Annotated in this window: 16 protein-coding genes and 1 pseudogene; 11 read left to right on the plus strand and 6 right to left on the minus strand. The window is 64.7% G+C overall.

Annotated features, from left to right (window positions below):
* Nucleotides 1–21 precede the first annotated feature (21 nt).
* The 3 genes from DIE08_RS26915 (at nucleotide 22) to DIE08_RS26925 (ending at nucleotide 2320) form a co-directional block, all read left to right on the plus strand.
* A complete protein-coding gene (locus DIE08_RS26915; RefSeq protein ID WP_124628413.1) occupies nucleotides 22–1410 on the plus strand; it encodes a nucleobase:cation symporter-2 family protein in 1389 nt (462 codons plus the stop codon).
* 98 nt (nucleotides 1411–1508) lie between these two features.
* Nucleotides 1509–1931 (plus strand): NUDIX hydrolase, encoded by a 423-nt coding sequence (locus DIE08_RS26920; protein ID WP_059598748.1) that lies wholly within the window; start codon nucleotides 1509–1511, stop codon nucleotides 1929–1931.
* An 86-nt stretch (nucleotides 1932–2017) separates the two neighbouring features.
* Complete coding sequence (locus DIE08_RS26925) at nucleotides 2018–2320, plus strand: hydrogenase maturation factor (protein ID WP_124904544.1); 303 nt, start codon at nucleotides 2018–2020, stop codon at nucleotides 2318–2320.
* 48 nt (nucleotides 2321–2368) lie between these two features.
* Here the strand turns inward: DIE08_RS26925 and DIE08_RS26930 are convergent, their stop codons facing one another.
* Nucleotides 2369–2581: a hypothetical protein gene (locus DIE08_RS26930; protein ID WP_059598746.1), complete on the minus strand. Its 213-nt coding sequence runs from the start codon at nucleotides 2579–2581 to the stop codon at nucleotides 2369–2371.
* 336 nt (nucleotides 2582–2917) lie between these two features.
* Here DIE08_RS26930 and DIE08_RS26935 point away from each other — a divergent pair, with 336 nt between their 5' ends.
* Nucleotides 2918–4075 (plus strand): DUF4382 domain-containing protein, encoded by a 1158-nt coding sequence (locus DIE08_RS26935; RefSeq protein WP_124628419.1) that lies wholly within the window; start codon nucleotides 2918–2920, stop codon nucleotides 4073–4075.
* A gap of 41 nt (nucleotides 4076–4116) precedes the next feature.
* Here DIE08_RS26935 and DIE08_RS35750 read toward each other — a convergent pair whose 3' ends face one another.
* Nucleotides 4117–4839, minus strand: coding sequence for a hypothetical protein (locus tag DIE08_RS35750; protein ID WP_185715897.1), 723 nt, complete (start codon nucleotides 4837–4839; stop codon nucleotides 4117–4119).
* Nucleotides 4840–4923: 84 nt separating this feature from the next.
* Between DIE08_RS35750 and DIE08_RS26945 the strand changes: the two genes are divergently transcribed.
* The 4 genes from DIE08_RS26945 to DIE08_RS26960 all read left to right on the plus strand — a co-directional run bounded on the left by DIE08_RS26945 (nucleotide 4924) and on the right by DIE08_RS26960 (nucleotide 7939).
* A complete protein-coding gene (locus DIE08_RS26945; protein WP_082728784.1) occupies nucleotides 4924–5460 on the plus strand; it encodes a papain-like cysteine protease family protein in 537 nt (178 codons plus the stop codon).
* A 642-nt stretch (nucleotides 5461–6102) separates the two neighbouring features.
* Nucleotides 6103–6327 carry a hypothetical protein gene (locus DIE08_RS26950; protein ID WP_409360410.1) on the plus strand — a complete coding sequence of 75 codons (225 nt, stop codon included), beginning with the start codon at nucleotides 6103–6105 and terminating at the stop codon, nucleotides 6325–6327.
* Between the two features lie 62 nt (nucleotides 6328–6389).
* Complete coding sequence (locus DIE08_RS26955; protein WP_124904546.1) at nucleotides 6390–6662, plus strand: hypothetical protein; 273 nt, start codon at nucleotides 6390–6392, stop codon at nucleotides 6660–6662.
* Nucleotides 6663–7219: 557 nt separating this feature from the next.
* The gene (locus tag DIE08_RS26960) at nucleotides 7220–7939 is read left to right on the plus strand and encodes a Crp/Fnr family transcriptional regulator (protein ID WP_124628431.1); all 720 of its coding nucleotides are present in this window, start codon (nucleotides 7220–7222) and stop codon (nucleotides 7937–7939) included.
* Between the two features lie 151 nt (nucleotides 7940–8090).
* On the opposite strand, the gene DIE08_RS36565 is transcribed toward DIE08_RS26960, so the two are convergent.
* On the minus strand, nucleotides 8091–8273 hold the full coding sequence (locus DIE08_RS36565) for a hypothetical protein (protein WP_082728783.1): 183 nt from the start codon (nucleotides 8271–8273) through the stop codon (nucleotides 8091–8093).
* A 615-nt stretch (nucleotides 8274–8888) separates the two neighbouring features.
* On the opposite strand from DIE08_RS36565, the gene DIE08_RS26970 reads away from it, so the two are divergent.
* The 3 genes from DIE08_RS26970 (at nucleotide 8889) to DIE08_RS26985 (ending at nucleotide 11846) form a co-directional block, all read left to right on the plus strand.
* Nucleotides 8889–9668, plus strand: coding sequence for a PRC-barrel domain-containing protein (locus DIE08_RS26970; RefSeq protein WP_124904548.1), 780 nt, complete (start codon nucleotides 8889–8891; stop codon nucleotides 9666–9668).
* A 381-nt stretch (nucleotides 9669–10049) separates the two neighbouring features.
* Complete coding sequence (locus DIE08_RS26980; protein ID WP_124904550.1) at nucleotides 10050–11339, plus strand: sodium:proton antiporter; 1290 nt, start codon at nucleotides 10050–10052, stop codon at nucleotides 11337–11339.
* Between the two features lie 327 nt (nucleotides 11340–11666).
* On the plus strand, nucleotides 11667–11846 hold the full coding sequence (locus DIE08_RS26985; RefSeq protein ID WP_124628434.1) for a hypothetical protein: 180 nt from the start codon (nucleotides 11667–11669) through the stop codon (nucleotides 11844–11846).
* 66 nt (nucleotides 11847–11912) lie between these two features.
* Here the strand turns inward: DIE08_RS26985 and DIE08_RS26990 are convergent, their stop codons facing one another.
* From DIE08_RS26990 to DIE08_RS27000, 3 genes and pseudogenes are all read right to left on the minus strand, one after another.
* Nucleotides 11913–13094, minus strand: a complete 1182-nt coding sequence (locus tag DIE08_RS26990) for a fatty acid desaturase (RefSeq protein WP_124904552.1) — start codon at nucleotides 13092–13094, stop codon at nucleotides 11913–11915.
* Between the two features lie 86 nt (nucleotides 13095–13180).
* Nucleotides 13181–13468 carry a glycine zipper 2TM domain-containing protein gene (locus tag DIE08_RS36570; protein WP_311768951.1) on the minus strand — a complete coding sequence of 96 codons (288 nt, stop codon included), beginning with the start codon at nucleotides 13466–13468 and terminating at the stop codon, nucleotides 13181–13183.
* A gap of 92 nt (nucleotides 13469–13560) precedes the next feature.
* A pseudogene (locus DIE08_RS27000) lies at nucleotides 13561–18873 on the minus strand (GH36-type glycosyl hydrolase domain-containing protein); the annotation flags it as partial.
* Nucleotides 18874–18935 lie beyond the last annotated feature (62 nt).

Below are 18935 nucleotides of genomic sequence, written 5' to 3' on the forward strand. Positions count from 1 at the left end.
ATCCTGTCCGGCCCGCTCGCCATGCAACCCGCCTCCCCCGCCCGATCTGCCTCCCACGGCACCGACGACGCCGATTCGTCGCGCGACCTCGTCTATGGCCCCAATGACCGGCCCGCGCCGATGGTCGCCTTCGTCGCCGCGCTCCAGCACCTGCTGGCGATCATCGTGCCGATCGTCACGCCCGGCCTGCTGATCTGCCAGGCGCTCGGCGTATCGAGCCGCGATACGACCCTTATCGTGTCGATGTCGCTGGTGATTTCCGGTATCGCGACCTTCGTGCAGTGCAAGCGCTTTGGTCCGCTCGGCGCCGGCCTCCTGATCGTGCAGGGCACCAGCTTCAACTTCGTCGGCCCGCTGATCGCCGGCGGCAGCGTGATGGTCAAGCAGGGCACGCCGGTCGAGACCGTGATGGCCGCGATCTTCGGCGTCGTGATCGCCGGCTCGTTCGTCGAGATGGGGGTGTCGCGCATCCTGCCGTTCGTGAAGCGCCTGATCACGCCGCTCGTCACCGGCATCGTGGTGTTGCTGATCGGCCTCACGCTGATCAAGGTCGGCCTGATCAGCATGGGCGGCGGCTACGGCGCGATGGCCAACGGCACGTTCGCGAGCGCCCAGAACCTGACGCTGTCGTGCCTCGTGCTCGGCACGATCATCCTGCTGAACCGCGTGCCGATCGTGTGGGTGCGCAGCACCGCGCTCGTGATCGCGCTCGTGATCGGCTATGCCGCGGCTGCGGTGCTGGGCCGCCTCGACTTTACCGGCGTGCATCAGGCCGCGCTGTTCCAGGTCCCGACGCCGCTGCACTTCGGCATCGGTTTCTCGTGGTCGCTGTTCGTGCCGATGCTGATCATCTACCTCGTCACGTCGCTCGAGGCGATCGGCGACGTCACCGCCACCAGCAAGATCTCGAAGGAGCCGGTCGAGGGACCGGTGTGGATGCAACGGATCAAGGGCGGCGTGCTCGTAAACGGCGCGAACTCGCTGCTGGCCGGCGTGTTCAACACGTTCCCGAGCTCCGTGTTCGCGCAGAACAACGGCGTGATCCAGATTACCGGCGTCGCGAGCCGCTACGTCGGCATCTGGATCGCGGGCATGCTCGTGGTGCTCGGCCTGTTCCCGGTCGTCGCGGGCGCGCTGCAGGCCGTGCCCGAGCCCGTGCTCGGCGGTGCGGCGATGGTGATGTTCGGCGCGGTGGCCGCATCGGGCATCAACATCCTGTCCGGCATCCATCTCGATCGCCGTGCGCTGCTGGTCATCGCGGTGTCGCTCGCGCTCGGCCTCGGCGTGTCGCAAGTGCCGGATATCCTGAACAGCCTGCCGCATGCACTGAAGAACGTGCTGGAATCGGGCGTCGCGACGGGCGGCATCTGCGCGCTCGTGATGAACTGGTTCTTGCCGGAACAGAAGTAACGCTACGGATTCCATCGCAACGCGGCCCGACCGACGGGCCGCGGCGCGCTCGGCGGCTCCCGCTTGGACGGGCGGCCGACTCTCGCTAGAATCGGATCATGCCTCAAGCTCCCGTCTCCACGAATACGCCGGAAGCCAGTGCGGTTCCCGTCAAGGAACGCGCAACCGTCGTCTGCTACCGCGAAGAACAGGTCTTGCTCGTTGCGCGCGTATCGTCGCGCTGGGCGTTGCCCGGCGGCACGATCAAGCGCAGCGAAACGCCGCTCGAGGCTGCACATCGGGAACTGCTGGAAGAAACCGGCATCGTCGGCCAGAATCTCGTCTATTCGATGCAGTTCACGGGGCTCGCGAAGGTGCACCATGTGTTCTTCGCGGAAGTCGGCCCGGAGCATACGGCCCAGGCCAGCAACGAGATCGAGACGTGCAAGTGGTTTCGTATCGACAACGTCGATGCGCTGCGCGCGAGCATCCCGACGAAGCGCATCGTCGAGCTCGTCTACCGGCACGAAATCCTCAAGTAGGTAGACACCCCATCCCCACCGGCTCGCACGAGCCGATATCATGCGCCCACGGTCCGTCGTCGCGTTCCCTTCCGAGCGAGCTGCAGATGAACAGTGCGTACACCTACCGCGGATACACCATCGATGTCCGCTGCGAATTCCGGCTAGACGAACCGCGCGACCACGCGCCGCCACCCGCCAGGCTTCGGTTCGGGTTCGTGGCGGTCGTGCAGGTTCGCGCGGCCGGCTGCGCGCCGCGCCTGCTGGCGCCGGTCCGGCTCGGCGACGATGGCGGCCGCCTGTTCGACGACACCCTCAACGCGTTGCGCGCGGGCCGGGCGGCCGGCGAAATCATCGTCGACGACCTGCTGGTCGATTCCGGCTCCACCGACGGGCGCGCGCATTCCTGAGCCGGCGGTCGGCCTGGAGCGTTCGGCGCGGAGACGGTGCCCCGACGCTCAGTTCAGGCGTTTTCGTCGTAGTTCGTGCGTGGAATAGACGACGAGGAAGATCCCCAGCATCGCGACGCCGGATGCCATGAAGTCGTTTACGGTTCCCATGCTGTTCAGCGATTTCGGGAAAATGCCGAGACTCAGTCCCGCGGCAGCCAGGATTACGCCTGCCGCCACACCCCACACCGGTCCGGTGGTCTTTTCGATTGTGTTTTTCATACAGCATCCGTCTACAGTCGTTACCTGAACGGTGGCGGCGCATGGCGCACGCGACTACCGTTCGTGCTTCGACTATAGCGGCGAAATAATCGGGGTGGATTCAGTGCTTTCACCGATCAAGTTTTCGCCGATCGCGAAACGGGCCGTGTTCCCGGACGTAATTCATTCGCCGCGAACCGCATTACCGGCCCTTGCATCGCGAATACCGATCGAGAAGCGTCAGTCCTTACGCTCCGACGCAGAATTTACGGTTCGTTTCAAAACTGTCCATACTTTGGGCACTTCCCGACGCTATGCTTCGTTGCACCCACAATAACTTCGGAGGGGGACAAAACAATGAACAAGACGTTCTGGAAGGCCGCACTATGTGCGGCAGCGGTGCCGTTGGCGCTCGCAGGATGCGGCGGCGGCGATGACGGCAGCCCGCAAACCGGCACGCTGCATGTCGCGATGACCGATGCGCCTTCATGCGGCTTCGATCATGTCTTCATAACCGTCTCGCAGGTCCGCGTCAATGCGAATGGGAATGCTTCCGACAACGACGCCGGCTGGTCGACGATCACGCTGGCGACACCACAGAAGATCGACCTGCTGTCGCTGACCAACGGCGTGCTCGCCGATATCGGTCAGACCGCGCTGCCGGCGGGCCAGTATCAACAGGTCCGCCTGGTTCTCGCGCAGAACCAGGGCAATACCCTCGCGAACTCGGTCGTTCCGACCGGCGGCACGGAACAGGCGCTCGCGACGCCGAGCGCAACGCAAAGCGGCTACAAGATCATCCAGCCTTTCACGGTTCAGCCGAACACGCTCGTCGACCTCGTGCTCGACTTCAACGCGTGCAAGTCGATCGTCCAGCGCGGCAACGGCACGTACGCACTGAAGCCGGTCGTCACCGCGATCCCGACCGTCGTGAGCGGCGCGATCTCCGGTTACGTCGCATCGGCCGAAGCAGGCGCGACAGTGTATGCGGAACAAGGCGGCAAGGTGGTCCGCGGCACGGTTGCCGACGGTACCGGGAAGTTCGTGCTGTCGCCGCTGATCCAGAGCTCGACGCAAGGCAACTACGACGTCGTGATCGTGCAGAACAACTTCGCGTCAGGCATCGTGCGCTCGGTTCCTGTCGTCGTGAACACAACCACGGCGGTGTCGGCGTCGAACGCGCCGATCACGCTGCCGGCATCGACGATGAGCACGGTCAGCGGCACGGTGACGGCAAGCGCCGACGCGTTCGTGCGTGCATTGCAGACTGTCGATGCAAACGCGTACGAGATCACGTCGATCAACGCGAACATGGATACGGGCGCCTATGCGCTCAATGTACCCACGGCCGCGCCGATCGTCGGCACTTACTCGGGCTCGCTGCCGGTCGCGCTGGCTGCGTCGCCGGGTGCCGCGGCGCAATACACGATCGAGGCGGACGCAGCGTCGGGCGCAACGCAATCGACGAACGTCAACGCAACGACCAGCCAGTCGAACGTCAATTTCAGCTTCTGACGCGTCGGCAGCATCACCGAAAGGGCCGCACGGCCCTTTCCTCAATAAAACGGGAGAACGAAGTGAAGAAAGGGGTTATCGCATTGCTTGCAGCGGCGAGCGTGGTCGGCGCGCTCAGCGGGTGCGTCGCATACGTGCCGGGCCCACCGGTGGTCATTGCGCCGCAAGGCGGCCCGGGGAACGGGTTCTGCCCGCCCGGACAGGCAAAGAAAGGCAATTGCTGATTGCACGAGGCCCGCGTATCGCGGGCCTTCTATTTTCAACGCTGCCGCAACGGGTACGCAGCGAGCCCGGTCCGCCGCACCTGCCACGATCACCATCTCGGCGGCCGTGATCAACCGGCCCCTGACGGTCGCAATCCGGGCGATGCGGAGATCCATCGCATCGATCTCGCGCCCGAGCCCGGGAAGGACCGTTCCGCCTACGGCCGGCTGCGATGAGACGATTTCCAAAGTGCTTGTCGTCTGGAGCAAGGACCATGCGCTTTGCTCGCTACGAGTCAGCGCGAATATCGACCGGATCGGCCAGACCGCCTGGACGCGCTCTTCGCCACGAACAACAACCCACCGTCGTGGCCCTTGCGTGTCGGGGAAGTCGCGCCGAATCGTCACGACAGCGCTGATGGGAGTATGGTCGCGAACGCGCGCCTGATCCTCTGGCTCAAAATCCTGGGCGTGCTCATCGTAGCGGAACTGATCCTTGCCACGACGCTGCAATGGGACAGCGCACGACGCCCTATTCTGCAGCGATTGAATAATTCGCATCGCGGTGCGAGTTGAGTCCCGCCGTTGCTTCGCGTTGCAATACTTCCTATTCTTCAGCACATAGCATCGCTCGGGAGATCAGGAATGAAGCGCCCGAACTATCGGTTACTTACTGTGCCTCTCGTCGGGCAACGAAGAAATTCCGACGGTGAGTGGCTGACGCTCGATAAGGGCGACGGCAAAGGCCCGCAACCACATGGAGACATGGCTTGCTGGTACGCAGCCGCGTGCATGGTTTCATATTACTTTCGTCCAGGGCCACGGCTTGGCTTACCGGATGTATGGCGCAAGGATCAGGGGATGGCCCAAGCGTCCATCTCGAAGCTTATCCGTGTCGAGGGCCTCATGGCCCTCGATCCCCCGAAGCCATTCAAAACAGAAGTCACAACGGAGTGGTTGGAAGACGCTCTATGGAGATACGGTCCAATCTGGGCCGGCGGCGCCTTCCACATGGGGCAGCAGCATGCCATCGTCGTGACTGGAGTCAAGGATACAGTTGTCTTTTACAACGACCCTTGGGAGCCGGCCGCAAAGACCATGGATATCAAAATGTTCCGCAGCGCACTGGGCCCCCACGACAATTGCTTATTGGTGAAGGGCTCACTCAAGACGCACTATTAAGTACTCCATTCCGCGCAGTCGGGCAACGACGACCCCGTCCACGATACCGATAAATTCAATCGGCTGTTGTCGGCTTTGGGTCGCGTGCATTGGAGCATCAACGCGCGCCTTCTATGAATAATCACCAACGCGCGATATCTCAAGACGAGTTCTGTCGAGGTACCGTCGTCGCTACCGTCAAACTCGATCCAGCGCAATCCGGGCGGAGCCAGCAAACACCGTTGACCTGAACGCCGGCTGTCTCCTCGTGCCAGTCAGCGTTCTGGGAGGAACACAGTGGCCTGCTTCACGCTACTTCCAGGGCAAATAGAAGCCGGTGCACCTCTGCCGCGCGTGGCTGCGGACAGTTCGCTCCTATACCGCTGCATCGCATCGGCCATTGTCTACCCCTGCATGAATGTCCGCATCAGCCGGAGCTGGCGTGCCGACCTGCCTGGGTGATTCACCAAGCATGGCAAGTGCCGTTTCAAAACATTGGCGGCCTCCCCGCAGACGGCAATCGCGAACGGCGCACGGGTAGTGAGTACACATGGCTTCGAAGCCCGCATTCGCCGATATGCATACCGCGTCCCTGAAGAGTCAATTCAGCGTGGACATCAACTGCGTCGGTCGATTTAGGTGGCGCCGGACTGGATACCGAGTATGCTGGAAGCTCATCAGGAGCACTTCATGACTCCCCACGATGTGATCACTGTTTTCGAACAACTGAACGCCGAAGGAAGAGCGATGATCGACATGGACCACGCCTGCGCAGGCTTTGCTGGTTGGCTGGCAGGGGCATGGAACACATTGAGCGAGGAAGACATCGCCCTGCTGACGTCTATCGGTGCGACTCTGTATCGAGAAGGGTACGCGCGGCGATACTAGGCGAGCTCAAGGGCCAGACTTGAAAGTTCGCCCGGCAAGGATAAAGGGCGTATAAGGATCATATGGCCACCCCTCCCATCAATGCCGAATCGATTCTAGCTCTGTTCCAGCTAGTTGCAGGGCATGAAGAGTGCCGAACGTCCGGCGAGCCGGGAACGATGACGGCGCTACTTGCTCTCGCCGAGCAACTGGCCACCAATCACCAGACGATGTCTGAGGCGAGTTGGGATGCGGCCGTTCGTGTCGGTGGTTTGCTGCTGCGAGCGGAGATGATGAACAACGATGCTGACATGGTAGCGCTCGAGCTTCTAAATCGACTGCGGCGCCGGAAATGAAGCGCCCGGCTTGCGGGCACTCCGTCAATCGGATGTCGCTCGCAGTCGCCTCATCATTCGGGAAGTGACCACGCGTCTTGATGATCTTGCGCAGTTGCATGATCAGACTTTCAATCGCATTCGTAACCGGCATGATATCGCCGGTGCCTCGCGTTCCCTCCGCCTTCGCGCGCTTCGATTGGATCCACCGCCTCGACGTACTCCCACCTGAACGCTGAACACCGACGCACCCGAGTCATCGACGCGTATCGTCCGCGGTCGACGCTGCGCACGCGTGGCGACCTGGATTTTCCGTCAACCGCGCAGTGAAATATCGGTGCCGTATCGAGAGCGCGCAACCTTGATGAGACATGTGCCGACACTATAATTCTTGGAAGTAGATTCGCATTCGAACGGTCATTCCGAACTCATCGAAAAAAAAGGACGCATTGCCCCCACCATCCTGTCCGGTCGTCGGATCGGTAAAGTATGATGGTTGCCCCGTCCCGCCAATTCCCGCTGCGCCCATATCGGCCGGATTCTCCATCGTCAGCCGCGCGCGAGCGCAGGAGCCACGCATGCTGGACAACCCGCCCATTACCGAAAATCACCTGCTTGCCGCGCTGCCAGAAGATGAACGAGATCACCTCGCCCCTCACCTGACCCTTGTCGACATGCCGTTGGGAAACGTGCTGTACGAGTCGGGTGGCCAGCTTCATCACGTCTATTTTCCGACCACGTCGATCGTTTCCCTGCTGTATGTGATGGAGGACGGCTCGTCCGCTGAAATCGCGATCGTCGGCCATGAGGGCATGATCGGCGTGGCGCTGTTCATGGGCGGCGAAACGACGCCGAGCCGCGCCGTGGTACAAAGCGCGGGGCAAGCCTACCGGCTCGACGCGCGCATCCTGAAAGAAGAATTCCGGCGCGGCAATTCGATGCAACGCCTGTTGTTGCGCTATACCCAGGCGCTCATCACGCAGATGGCCCAGACCGCGGTATGCAACCGGCATCACTCGATCGATCAGCAACTGTGCCGCTGGCTGCTGCTCAGCCTCGACCGCCTGCCTTCGAACGAGCTGCGCATGACGCAGGAGCTGATCGCCAACATGCTGGGCGTGCGCAGGTCGGGAGTAACGGAAGCGGCATTGAAGCTGCAAGACGCAGGCCTCATCCGCTACAACTACGGCCATATCGAAGTGCTGGACCGCCCCGGACTCGAAAAGCGCGTGTGCGAATGCTATGGGGTGGTCAAACGCGAATTCGATCGCCTGCTTCCCGATCTGAAGCGACTCTAGCCGCTATCGCACGGCAGATTTCCGTGACGCTCCCGAAGGCGCGAAACAGGAGGATCGACACCTTCGCGCTCTCGACGAAACGGATTACCTACCTTCAGGCTACCCAGTATTCCGGTCACGCAACGCGCCGATCAGCGCCGCGCAAACTGCGCTAACGGTGCTTGATGTGGTGCGACTTCCGGTGATGCTTTCGATGGGCCGGGCGGGAAATCATCCGGGTGACACCGCCGATCGATGGCGGATCACTGGCGGGGAACGTCCCCTCGACCGCCTCGTCGACATTGCGTTCGCTCTTGCCACCGTTCGTATGCTGCTCTCGATACCTGCTGCGCATATCCACCTCCGTGGAGCTGAGTGCCGGATGAGGCTGGCCCGGATTCGACGGGCTGCGTGCTGGCAACACGCCAGCGTGGAATGCCGCCGGTCACAACGCCAGCATAGGCCCGATCTGAATATTCCGCCGGGCACGCGCGTGTTTCGCCGCAACACACCGGACACCGCGGGACGAACACGCGGCTTCGCATTGCCGTCGCATCGACCGGGACCTCGACTCAACCGGACCGCGCTGACAAACACGCAGCCGGTCCGCGCACGCTCCGGAGCCGCTCCGGTTCCGCTCCTCACGCGCACCGACAAACCGTCGGCATCGGACAGACTGAGCCCGCGCGTCGCGCGTAGAGCTCTGCCACCTGACCGAATCGGTCGACGGGCGGTAGGATCTCGCGACATGCCTGGAGGAGGCCGCCCAATTGCCCCCGTTCGCACTTTGTACGGTCTCGTACCGCATCGGCCATTCGTCGCGTGTAGCGTTTCAAATATGGCGGCCATCCGAGGGGACGCGCTCGGCAAGAAACGCTCCGCATCAGCGGACGAACGGCTGGATGCCACCGCACGGCAGGCATGTCGGCCGGATCAGCAAGGCGCCGGGCATTGCTCTGGCGAGGACATCATGTTGCGAAGCATCCGAAAGCTGCACGGCGACACGGTTCGAGCGAAGGACGGCGATATCGGGCACATCCGCCAGGCCTACTTCGACGATGACAACTGGTGCATCCGTTACCTCGTCGTCGAGACGGGCGACTGGCTGCACGACAGGCAGGTGCTGATCTCGCCGTATTCCGTCACGCATGCCGAGTTCCGCACGCTATATGTCAACCTGACGCAACAGCAAGTGAGAGATAGCCCGAATCTGGACACGCACAAGCCGGTATCCCGCCAGCACGAAATCGAGATCCTGCGTTACTACAACTACCCGACTTACTGGGGCGGGCCGAACCTTTGGGGAATGGGCGCGTACCCGGCTTTCGATCCCGCGGGGCCGTCGCAGGACCCTGAAGCGGGCGATCCGCTTTTCTCGGGCACCGCGCCGTCCAGCGCACCGGCGGATACGCATTTGCATAGCACCGGCGAGGTCGACAGATATCGGCTCGAAGCCACGGACGGACATATCGGCCACGTGTCGGACTTCATTTACGACGACGAAGCGTGGGTGATCCGCTACCTGGCGATCGACACGTCGAGCTGGTGGTCGACCGGCAAGGAAGTGCTGATCGCGACCCACTGGCTCGACCACGTGGACTGGTCAACGAAAACGGTATCGACCACGCTCACGCGCGATGCAATCCGCCGGAGCCCTCTATACGACGATTCGCAGCTCGTTCATCGAAGCTACGAAATCGAGTTGCATGAGTTCTACGGCAAGCATGGTTACTGGAACGCAGACCGATAACGCAGACCCGCGCGAGGGGAAGCCAACGCAACCCGACCCCGTGCAGGATATAGCGTAACCGGACGCCAGGGAGCACCCGTATGACCTCAACCCGTTTCCCGTCAACCGAAGATTCGCTACTCGATGCGCTCTGCATGAATACGCTGCGCTTCCTGTCGATCGATACCGTGCAGAAAGCGGCGAGCGGCCATCCGGAGCGCGGCCTCACGCGCCGGTTGTCGAAAGGACGATCGGTCCACTCGCCAGCCTCGCAGTCAGCGAGGACGGCGCGACGCCGTGTTCCAGAATCGATTCCAGCGGTAATCGCTAGAAGGCCCAAGGCGAAGGCGCACCGAGCGTGACGCGCGGCGAGCGCGACGCTATCCACGCAGGACATTCAAAGTGACCGAAACGATTGGATGCCTCATCTTCGGGGCCCTGCTGATTTTCATGGGACTCATCGGATCATCGCTCAAGCGCCTGCCGCTGAGCGCGGCCATGGTGTATCTCGGGATCGGCTTTCTGATCGGACCGGCCGGCACCGGCTTCCTGTCGCTGACATTGCCGGACGACGTCACGCATTTGCGCATCGCTGCCGAAATCGGCTTGCTGATCTCGCTGTTCGCGATCGGCCTGAGGCTGCGCGTTCCGCCCGCCGATCGCCGCTGGATGCTGCCGCTGCGGCTTGGCGTCGTCGCGATGATCTTCACCGTCACGGCGATCACCGCGCTCGGCGTGCTGGCGCTGCATTTGAGTCTCGGCGTCGCGGTACTGCTGGGCGCGATGATCGCGCCGACGGATCCCGTGCTCGCTCATGACGTCGGCGTGCGCGACGCGGGTGACGTCGAACTGGTGCGTTTTTCCTTATCCGGCGAAGGCGGAATCAACGACGGCACCGCCTACCCTTGCGCGGTGATCGGCCTGCTTGTGTGCGGGTCTGGCACGATGTCGGAGCTTCACTTGAGCATGGTCGGCGGCATTGCATGGGGTGTCACCTCCGGCGTGGGCGCCGGCTGGCTGCTGGGCTTCGCCACCGCCCGGCTCGTCGCATTCCTGCGCAGCCGGCACGGCCAGGCCCTCGGCCTCGAAGGGTTCTTCGCGCTGGGCCTGATCATGCTGTCATATGGCGTGGCGCTCGCCATTCATGGCTACGGGTTCCTGGCCGTGTTCGCCGCGGGCGTCGCGATGCGGCGCGTCGAGCATCGCACGAGCGGCCGGAAGACGTCGAAAGAGACGGTCGGCGTCGTGGACAGCGAGGATGTCGAAGCCACCTCCACCGACCCCGACAAAGCTCATGCCTTCGTCGCTGAATCGGTCATGGGATTCACGATCGAGCTGGAACACATCGCCGAAGCCGTGCTGATCCTGCTGATCGGCGCGCTCGTCTCCCGCTATTGGGCCGATATGCTCACCTGGACGGGCGCGGCCGTGGTTGCGTCACTGCTGTTCGTCATCCGGCCGGCCGCCACCTGGCTTGCGCTGATCGGTTCCCGGGCGTCGCGCCACCAGCGCCGGCTGATTGGCTGGTTCGGCATCCGTGGCGTGGGTTCCCTGTATTACCTGATGCTGTCCCTCGAGCAAGGGCCGCGCGCGGAAGTGTTGCCGCTGGTTCCGCTGGTACTGGCCCTGATCGCCGTGTCGATCGTGCTGCACGGCATTTCAGCGACACCGCTCATGCGCCGCTATGCGTGAGATCCGGGCGGACGCCGTGGGGCGCTGCATGCCGGCGTCGAGCGATCCAGTCGCGATGCCCCCGGCGCCGGTTCGTCACGTGCATCGACTCTTTCGATCTCAAGGTGGACGAGCGCGAGCGTGGAGTCTGTCCGGCAAAGTACCGGGCGCACGCGGGTCACGGCGGACATCGCCGAAAAAAGCATCTGCATGAAGATTTGAAGCGACGCTAACCGCCACTGCACGCCATCGTACCGACTCCCCCCTTTTTCTCGCCCATTCTGTGTCTGCACGCATTCGCGGCAGTGGTCGATATCGATACACGGCACGCTCCAGTCAGGAGGATCTATGAAACAACATTCAGGCACACCACTTGATCAACGCGATCAGGCGACCCGGCAGAAGCAGCGGGAAGATCTCGCCCGCGCCGACATCGAGCGGTCCGAAAGGCGCGTCCGTCAGGATGCCGGCATCAATTCGAATGCGAGCAAGTGGCGCTATTTGCGCCCGGACAATCGGGCGAAATGAGCGGCACGTGCACGCGCCATGGCACGCCGGTGTCCGGTATCGCAGGTCGTGGGCGGCCCGGGATAATCACGCATACCGGCGCAGGCGCATCGAGAAATCGGCGATCGCCTTGATGCCGCTCTGCTCCGCGCAACGGCACCAATCCTGCAACTGAACCAGCAATTGCTCGTGCGACGCGTGTGACCACGTCCATAGCTCGAGCAACGCCTCGTACATATCGACGTACACGCGCATTCGCCGGTTGGCATTGGGGCTCGTCAGCGCCCGCAGATCGGGCTTGCCCCGATGGCCCCAGGCTTGGCGCAGCCAGCGTTTCATGGCGAGCGCGAACGCGCGCTTGTCGTCGCGGCTCATGTCCTTGATGCGGCGAAGCTCCCGCCGGCAGGCGGGTTCGAGCATGCGCGCATAGGCGGCCATCACCGCATGCCGGTTGCGGATGACCGCTTGCAGCGTTGCGTCGTCGACCACTGCCTTGTTCGGGAGCAGGCGCGGCTGCGTTGCGACGCGCCGAACGGTCGCCAGTCTCAACGCCGCCAGCAGGCGGATGTACAGCCAGCCGATGTCGAACTCGAACCATCGGTTCGACAGCCTGGCGGACGTCACGTATGCGTGGTGATTGTTATGCAGTTCTTCTCCGCCGATCAGGATGCCTAGCGGGAAGAGGTTGGTGCTCGCATCGGGCGTCGCAAAATTCCGGTAACCGCTGAAGTGGCCGCAACCGTTGATCACGCCGCCGGCCCAGAACGGAATCCACATCATCTGGATCGCCCATGCCGCCACGCCGGGGAGCCCGAACAGCCCGACGTCGATCACGGCGAGCAGCCCGACGCCGAGATTCGGATAGCGGGCATAGACATGGCGTTCGAGCCAGTCGTCCGGCGTGCCCGATCCATACCGGCGCAGCGTTTCCTCGTTCCGCACTTCCTCCCGGTACAGTTCCGCGCCGCGAAGCAGCACGGTCGCGAGGCCACGGGTTCGCGGGCTATGCGGATCCTCCGGGGTCTCGCTCCTCGCGTGATGCTTGCGATGCACCGCGACCCACTGCATGGTCAGCATGCCGGTCGTCAACCACAGCCAGAACCGGAAGAAGTGGCTGACGCACGGGCGCAGATCCAGCGCCCGATGCGCCTGACAGCGGTGCAGGTACACGGTCACGCTGATGATGGTGACGTGCGTGAGCGCGAACACGACCCACGCAAGCTGCCACCAGGACAGCCTCAGCCCGCCGTTCAGGAGAAATGCCGACATACCGGTCGCACTCCGGGTCACGCCCGTATCCACGCGCTTCGCCGTGACGGCGAGTGCGCGTGCCGATTCCCTACCCTTCGGCCGGCCTATTTCCCGACCTGGTTGCCGACAACGCCGCCGACGGCCGCGCCGCCCACCGTGCCCAACGCACTGCCGCCCGTCAGGACCGCGCCGGCGACGCCACCGACACCCGCCCCGATCACGGTATCCGTTCCGCGGCGAGACATACCGCCGCAACCCGCCAGCACGACAATCGTCAACGTGACTATCGCCATCTCGACTGCCACGGAATGTAGCTTTCTCATGATCATCCCCTCGGGTTGCCGCCGCGCCGTCCGATCCGGCACGACGCACGGAAGCCCATGCGCTGACATCCCGATGAAATTCGGGACGTCGGTTCATGATGGGCGGTGCATCGCGCGCAGTCCGTCCGCTAACGTACCGGCCCGGGTGCCGACCTGTCGCCTCACAGAAGCACCGCTTGCGCCGCCCCCAGCGTCGCGACCACGCGGTGGCGCCGGCCGTCGTCCACGAGTCGTACCGCCACTTCGCCGGCGGCGAGCCGCACGCCATCCGCGACGAGGCTGGACACGCCGCTGCTGACGGCGTCGGGATTCTCGACCACGACGTCGTAGTGCGCCGCCCCGTGGCGCAGCGTGGCCCTGAAGCCCGGCCAGGACCGCGGGATGCACGGTTGAATGGACAGCATGTCGCCATGCTTGCGCAGGCCGAGCAGGCCTTCGACGCCCGCGCGATACAGCCAGCCCGCCGAGCCGGTATACCAGGTCCACCCGCCCCGGCCGACATGCGGCGCGACCGAATAGACGTCGGCCGCAACCACGTATGGCTCCACCCGATAGCGATTCGCGCCGCTGCGCGTGCGACTGCGATTGATCGGATTGAGCAGTGCGAACAGATTTGCGGCACGATCGCCGTCGCCCATGTGCGCGAACGCGAGCACCGACCACGTGGCCGCATGCGTGTACTGGCCGCCGTTTTCCCGGATGCCCGGCGGATAGCCCTTGAGATAGCCGGGATCGACCGGCGAACGATCGAACGGCGGCGCGAACAGCAACGCCAGGCCATCGTCGCGGCGGATCAGTCGCGCGTCCAGCGCGCCCATCGCCTGCGCGGCGCGCGCCGGGTCCGCCGCGCCCGACAGCACGCTCCACGACTGCGCGATCGAGTCGATCGAACATTCGGCGTTGCCGGCCGAGCCGAGCGGCGTGCCGTCGTCGAAGTAGCCGCGCCGGTACCACGCGCCATCCCACCCCGCATCGGCGAGCGCGTCGCGCAACGCGTCGGCGCGCGTCAGCCAGCGCGCAGCCAGTTCGCCCGAGCCGCGCGCCGTGGCGAGCGGGGCGAACGCCGTGAGCGTCGCATGCAGGAACCACCCGAGCCAGACGCTTTCGCCCCGCCCGGCCTCGCCGACCCGATTCATGCCGTCGTTCCAGTCGCCCGTGCCGATCAGAGGCAGACCATGCTCGCCGAAATGCGCCAGACTGCACTCCAACCCGCGCGCACAATGCTCGAACAGCGACGCGCTCGTCTCCGAGATGCGCGGGATGAAGAACGCGTCCTGCTCGTCGGCGGCCAGCGGTCGTCCGTCGATGAACGGAATCGACGCATCGAGAATCGCCCGGTCGCCGGTGACGTCGATGTAGTACGCAACCGCATGGGCGAGCCAGACCCGGTCGTCGGAGATCCGCGTGCGGACGCCGCTGCCGCTTTCGGGCAGCCACCAGTGCTGCATGTCGCCCTCGGGAAACTGGCGCGCCGCCGCCCGCAGCAGATGCTCGCGCGTCAGGGCCGGGCGGGCGACCGCGAGCGCCATGCCATCCTGCAGCTGGTCGCGAAAACCGTACGCGCCGCTCGCCTGATAGAAGCCGGCACGCGCCCAGATCCGGCACGACAGCGTCTGGTACAGCAGCCAGCGATTCAGCATCAGATCCATCGCACGATCAGGCGTTTCGACCTGAACGGCGCCGAGCGTCTCGTCCCAGAACGCCGTCACGGCGGCGAATATCGCGTCGAAATTCGCCTGACGGTAATGCGCGATCAACTGACGCGCCGTTGCCGCGTCAGCGCCTTCGCCGAGCAGCAAGACGATTTCGACGCTGCCGCCGGGGTCGAGATCGACCGTGGTCTGCAACGCGGCACACGGGTCGAGCCCGGCGCCGACGCGGCCCGACAACGGCGACGCGCCGGCCCTGCCCGGAAAACCGGCGGGATCGCTCAGGACGCCATTACGGCCGATGAACTCGCGCCGGTCGGCGCTCCACGAGGTTTGCAGGCCGCATAGATCGGCGAACGCCACTCTGCCGCGATACACCTGGCTCCAGTCGTTGCGGGCAAACAGCGCGCCGGTGGGCGGATCGATCTCGCTCGCGGTGTGCGGCGCCGAGGCGCTGCGCGACGCACCCATCGCCCACTCCGCATAGATTGCGACGGACAGCCGGCGGGGCCGGTCCGACAGGTTGCGCAGGCTCAGGCGGGAAATCTTGACGGGATCGTCCAGCGGCACGAACTGCAGCAACTCGACGGCGACATCGGCGGCGGAATGCGCAAACCGGCTGTAGCCCTGGCCATGACTCGCCACGAAAGCGCTCGCGCTCGGCGCGTCGTCGCCGATGGAACCCGCCTGCGGCCCCCAGCGCACGCCCGTCTCGTCGTCGCGGATGTAGAACACTTCGCTCGGCGGATCGGTGACCGGGTCGTTCGACCACGGCGTCAGCGGATGCTCGCGGCTGTTCGTCACCCAGGTATAGCCGCCCCCCTCCGCCGATGTCAGGAAGCCGCACGATGGATTCGCGACGACGTTGACCCACGGCATCGGCGTGCATTGACCGGGCTGCAGGATCACGACGTATTCGCGGCCGCCGCGCGCGAAACCGCCGATGCCGTTGAAGTATTCCAGACCGGCGCCGGCCTGTGCGCCCTTCGGTGGGGAAATCGCGGGCGGTGACAACGGCGGGCTCGCGGCATCCGGGCGTGCGGGCAGCGGCGAAGCCGCGAGGCGCCGCAACTGGTCCACCAGCCGGCCGTTGCGCGCGGCGAGCACGGCCCGCGCAACGGCCGGAAACAGTGCGCGCGCCGCCACCGCCATCAGGTCCTCGCGCAGGACGAAAATATTGCCGCGTCCGGCTTCGCCCGGCGGCTGCCGGGGCCGCACCAGCCCTTCGAGCGCCGCCTGCAAATCCTGCACATACGACGCCGCGCGCTCGTTGATAATGACCAGATCGACCTCGAGCCGCTTCATTCGCCAGTACTCGTGCGCGCGAATCAACTGCCGCACCATGGCGATGTGCTCGATGTCGTCGATCCGGACAAGCAGTATCGGCAGATCCCCCGATACGCCATGCGTCCATAACGGCGACGCGCCCACGCCACCCGCCGCCGATATCGCCGCGGCATGGCGCAGCAGCGCGGCGGAGCCCGGCCGCATCGACGCATCGCTGTAGAGCATGTATCCGGCCAGCTGCTGGAACAACGCGGCCTCGTCGAGGCTCACCGCGCTGTGCCGCAGTTGCACCTGCGCCTGGGTCCACGCGAGCATCGCCGCACGCGCGAACGATTCACCGTCGCGATGCTTGTCGACCAGATCGAGCAACTGCGCGCGCGAATCCGCGACGATGGTCCAGTAGACGATGCTCGCCTTCGCGCCCGGCTCGATCCGCAACTGCCGCCGCAACGTGAACGCCGCGTCCAGCACCGCGCCTTCGGAAGCACTCAGCGCACGCCGTTCGGTCAGCGCAAGCGGCAAGCGAACGCTGCGTCCGCGTCCGATGACACGCAATCGATCGGTATCGAACTCTTCCGCGCCGACGGTTTCGCCGGAGGTCACCGCCAGATGAGCGGCCCACACCTCCGCCTCGTTCGGCGCGCGCTTGCGGCGCGTCGCCAGAATGGCGCCGGACGCCGGCATGTACTCGGTCTCGATGAACAGCTTCGAGAATGCGGGATGCGCGTGATCGGCGGCGGCTGGCGCGAGCACGATTTCCGCGTACGACGTGAATTCGATCACGCGCGGCCGGGTGCCCGTGTTGGCCACCGACACCCGGCGCACCTCTGCATCATCCTCGGCTGATACCACCACCTCGAGCGACGTCGTCAAGGTGCCGTCGCGACGCACGAACTCGGCGCGATCCTCGGTGAACGTCACGTCGTAGCTGTCCGGTACCACGCCAGTGGGCTGCCACGTGGCCGACCAGACGTCGCCGTTCTCGGCGTCTCGCAGATACAGATAGCTGCCCCAATCGTCGCGCGTCGCGTCCTCCCGCCAGCGCGTAACGGCCAGATCGTCGCGACGGCTGTAGCCGGACCCCGCGGCCGTGAGCATCACGGCGTAACGGCCGTTGGACAGCAGATGCGTGACGGGGGTGGGATCGTTCGCGGACAGCAGGCGCCGCGCGACGCCGGCATCGATCCCATGCATCCTGCCGGCGGGGCGCGTGTCGACCCGCGGCCTCCCTGCCGCGACCCGGCCCGGCACCCGCTCCTGCAACAGCAGCTCGGTGGCTCGAACGGCCGGTTCCGCATGGAAGAAGGTGCGAATGCGCCCGCCCAGCAACGCATTGGCGATCGACACGATCGACATGCCCTGGTGATGCGCCATGAACGCCTGCACGATGGCAACCGGCATGCCTTCCGGCACGCGCGCGGGCGTATAGTCGAGCGCTTCGTAGAAGCCGAAGCGCCCGCACGCGCCGGCCGTACGCAGCCGTTCGAAGTTGCACGCGGCGGCATGCGGCGCGACCATCGCCGCAAGCGCGGTCGCATAAGGCGCGACCACCAGATTCTGGTCGAGATCGCGCTTGAGCCCCAGCTCCGGCACGCCGAAACTCGAATACTGATAGGTCAGCTCGATGTCGCGCGTGTTGTATGCCGACTCGGACATGCCCCACGGCAGGCGCAGCCCGTCGCCATAGGCGATCTGCTGTCGCACCACCAGGTGATTGGTGCGTGCAAGCAGGCTGCTGTCCGGCGCGCGCATCACGAGCGACGGCATCAGGTATTCGAACATCGATCCCGACCATGAGATCAACGCTGCGCCGTGCCCGATCGGCGTCGCCAGGCGGCCTAGCCGGAACCAGTGGCGCGCCGGAACATCGCCCTTCGCGATCGCGACGAAACTCGCCAGGCGAGCCTCCGACGCCAGCAGATCGTAGTTGCCCGGATCGAGCCGTCCATCCGCCACCGCGTAGCCGATCGACAGCAGGTTGCGCACCGGGTCGAGCAAAAAGCCGAACTCCATTGCATAGGCCATCTGCAACGCAGTATCGGCCAGCGCCTGAAGACGCTTGTTCAGCACGTCCGCCTCGTCCGGCGTGCGCGTCACATCACGGCAATGCCCTTGCACCACGTGCTCCAGCGCCTGCGCCCAGAACAACACGTCGTCGACGTCGCCGCCTCGCACCCGGCCGATCTCGTCCATCAGCGCGCGCGCGACATCGGCGACTGTCGCAGCGAGGATCGTGATCGCGTTCCATTCCGTCGCGGCGAGCATGTCCTCCAGTTCGGTCGCGGCCCGCTCGAATTCGCCGTGCAAGGTCGTCCGGGCGTCGCCATCCCGGCACACGGCCTTGCGCAACAGCGCCAGCGTATCGCCGATCCCTTCATGCGCGGCCTGCCGTCCCACGCCAGCGGGCTGATTCGCCCACGCCCGGCAACCGTTGCCGAGCGCGATCAGGTGCCCGGCGAGATTGCCGCTGTCGACCGTCGACACATACCGCGGCTCGAGAGGCCGCAGGTCGCGCGTGTCGTACCAGTTAATGGTATGGACTGCTCCGGCAGGCGTATCGTAACTGCTGACGTTACCGTTCATAGGAGTATCGTCATGGA

The sequence above is a fragment of the Burkholderia sp. Bp9004 genome, assembly GCF_003858025.1.
Lineage (GTDB): Bacteria > Pseudomonadota > Gammaproteobacteria > Burkholderiales > Burkholderiaceae > Burkholderia > Burkholderia diffusa.

What these genes read in the sequence shown, in the direction of transcription:
- DIE08_RS26915 (WP_124628413.1), top strand. Translation starts at nt 22, where the DNA reads ATGCAACCCGCCTCCCCCGCCCGATCTGCCTCCCACGGCACCGACGAC.
- DIE08_RS26920 (WP_059598748.1), top strand. Translation starts at nt 1,509, where the DNA reads ATGCCTCAAGCTCCCGTCTCCACGAATACGCCGGAAGCCAGTGCGGTT.
- DIE08_RS26925 (WP_124904544.1), top strand. Translation starts at nt 2,018, where the DNA reads ATGAACAGTGCGTACACCTACCGCGGATACACCATCGATGTCCGCTGC.
- DIE08_RS26930 (WP_059598746.1), bottom strand. Translation starts at nt 2,581, where the DNA reads ATGAAAAACACAATCGAAAAGACCACCGGACCGGTGTGGGGTGTGGCG.
- DIE08_RS26935 (WP_124628419.1), top strand. Translation starts at nt 2,918, where the DNA reads ATGAACAAGACGTTCTGGAAGGCCGCACTATGTGCGGCAGCGGTGCCG.
- DIE08_RS35750 (WP_185715897.1), bottom strand. Translation starts at nt 4,839, where the DNA reads ATGCGAATTATTCAATCGCTGCAGAATAGGGCGTCGTGCGCTGTCCCA.
- DIE08_RS26945 (WP_082728784.1), top strand. Translation starts at nt 4,924, where the DNA reads ATGAAGCGCCCGAACTATCGGTTACTTACTGTGCCTCTCGTCGGGCAA.
- DIE08_RS26950 (WP_409360410.1), top strand. Translation starts at nt 6,103, where the DNA reads ATGCTGGAAGCTCATCAGGAGCACTTCATGACTCCCCACGATGTGATC.
- DIE08_RS26955 (WP_124904546.1), top strand. Translation starts at nt 6,390, where the DNA reads ATGGCCACCCCTCCCATCAATGCCGAATCGATTCTAGCTCTGTTCCAG.
- DIE08_RS26960 (WP_124628431.1), top strand. Translation starts at nt 7,220, where the DNA reads ATGCTGGACAACCCGCCCATTACCGAAAATCACCTGCTTGCCGCGCTG.
- DIE08_RS36565 (WP_082728783.1), bottom strand. Translation starts at nt 8,273, where the DNA reads ATGCGCAGCAGGTATCGAGAGCAGCATACGAACGGTGGCAAGAGCGAA.
- DIE08_RS26970 (WP_124904548.1), top strand. Translation starts at nt 8,889, where the DNA reads ATGTTGCGAAGCATCCGAAAGCTGCACGGCGACACGGTTCGAGCGAAG.
- DIE08_RS26985 (WP_124628434.1), top strand. Translation starts at nt 11,667, where the DNA reads ATGAAACAACATTCAGGCACACCACTTGATCAACGCGATCAGGCGACC.
- DIE08_RS26990 (WP_124904552.1), bottom strand. Translation starts at nt 13,094, where the DNA reads ATGTCGGCATTTCTCCTGAACGGCGGGCTGAGGCTGTCCTGGTGGCAG.
- DIE08_RS36570 (WP_311768951.1), bottom strand. Translation starts at nt 13,468, where the DNA reads ATGTCAGCGCATGGGCTTCCGTGCGTCGTGCCGGATCGGACGGCGCGG.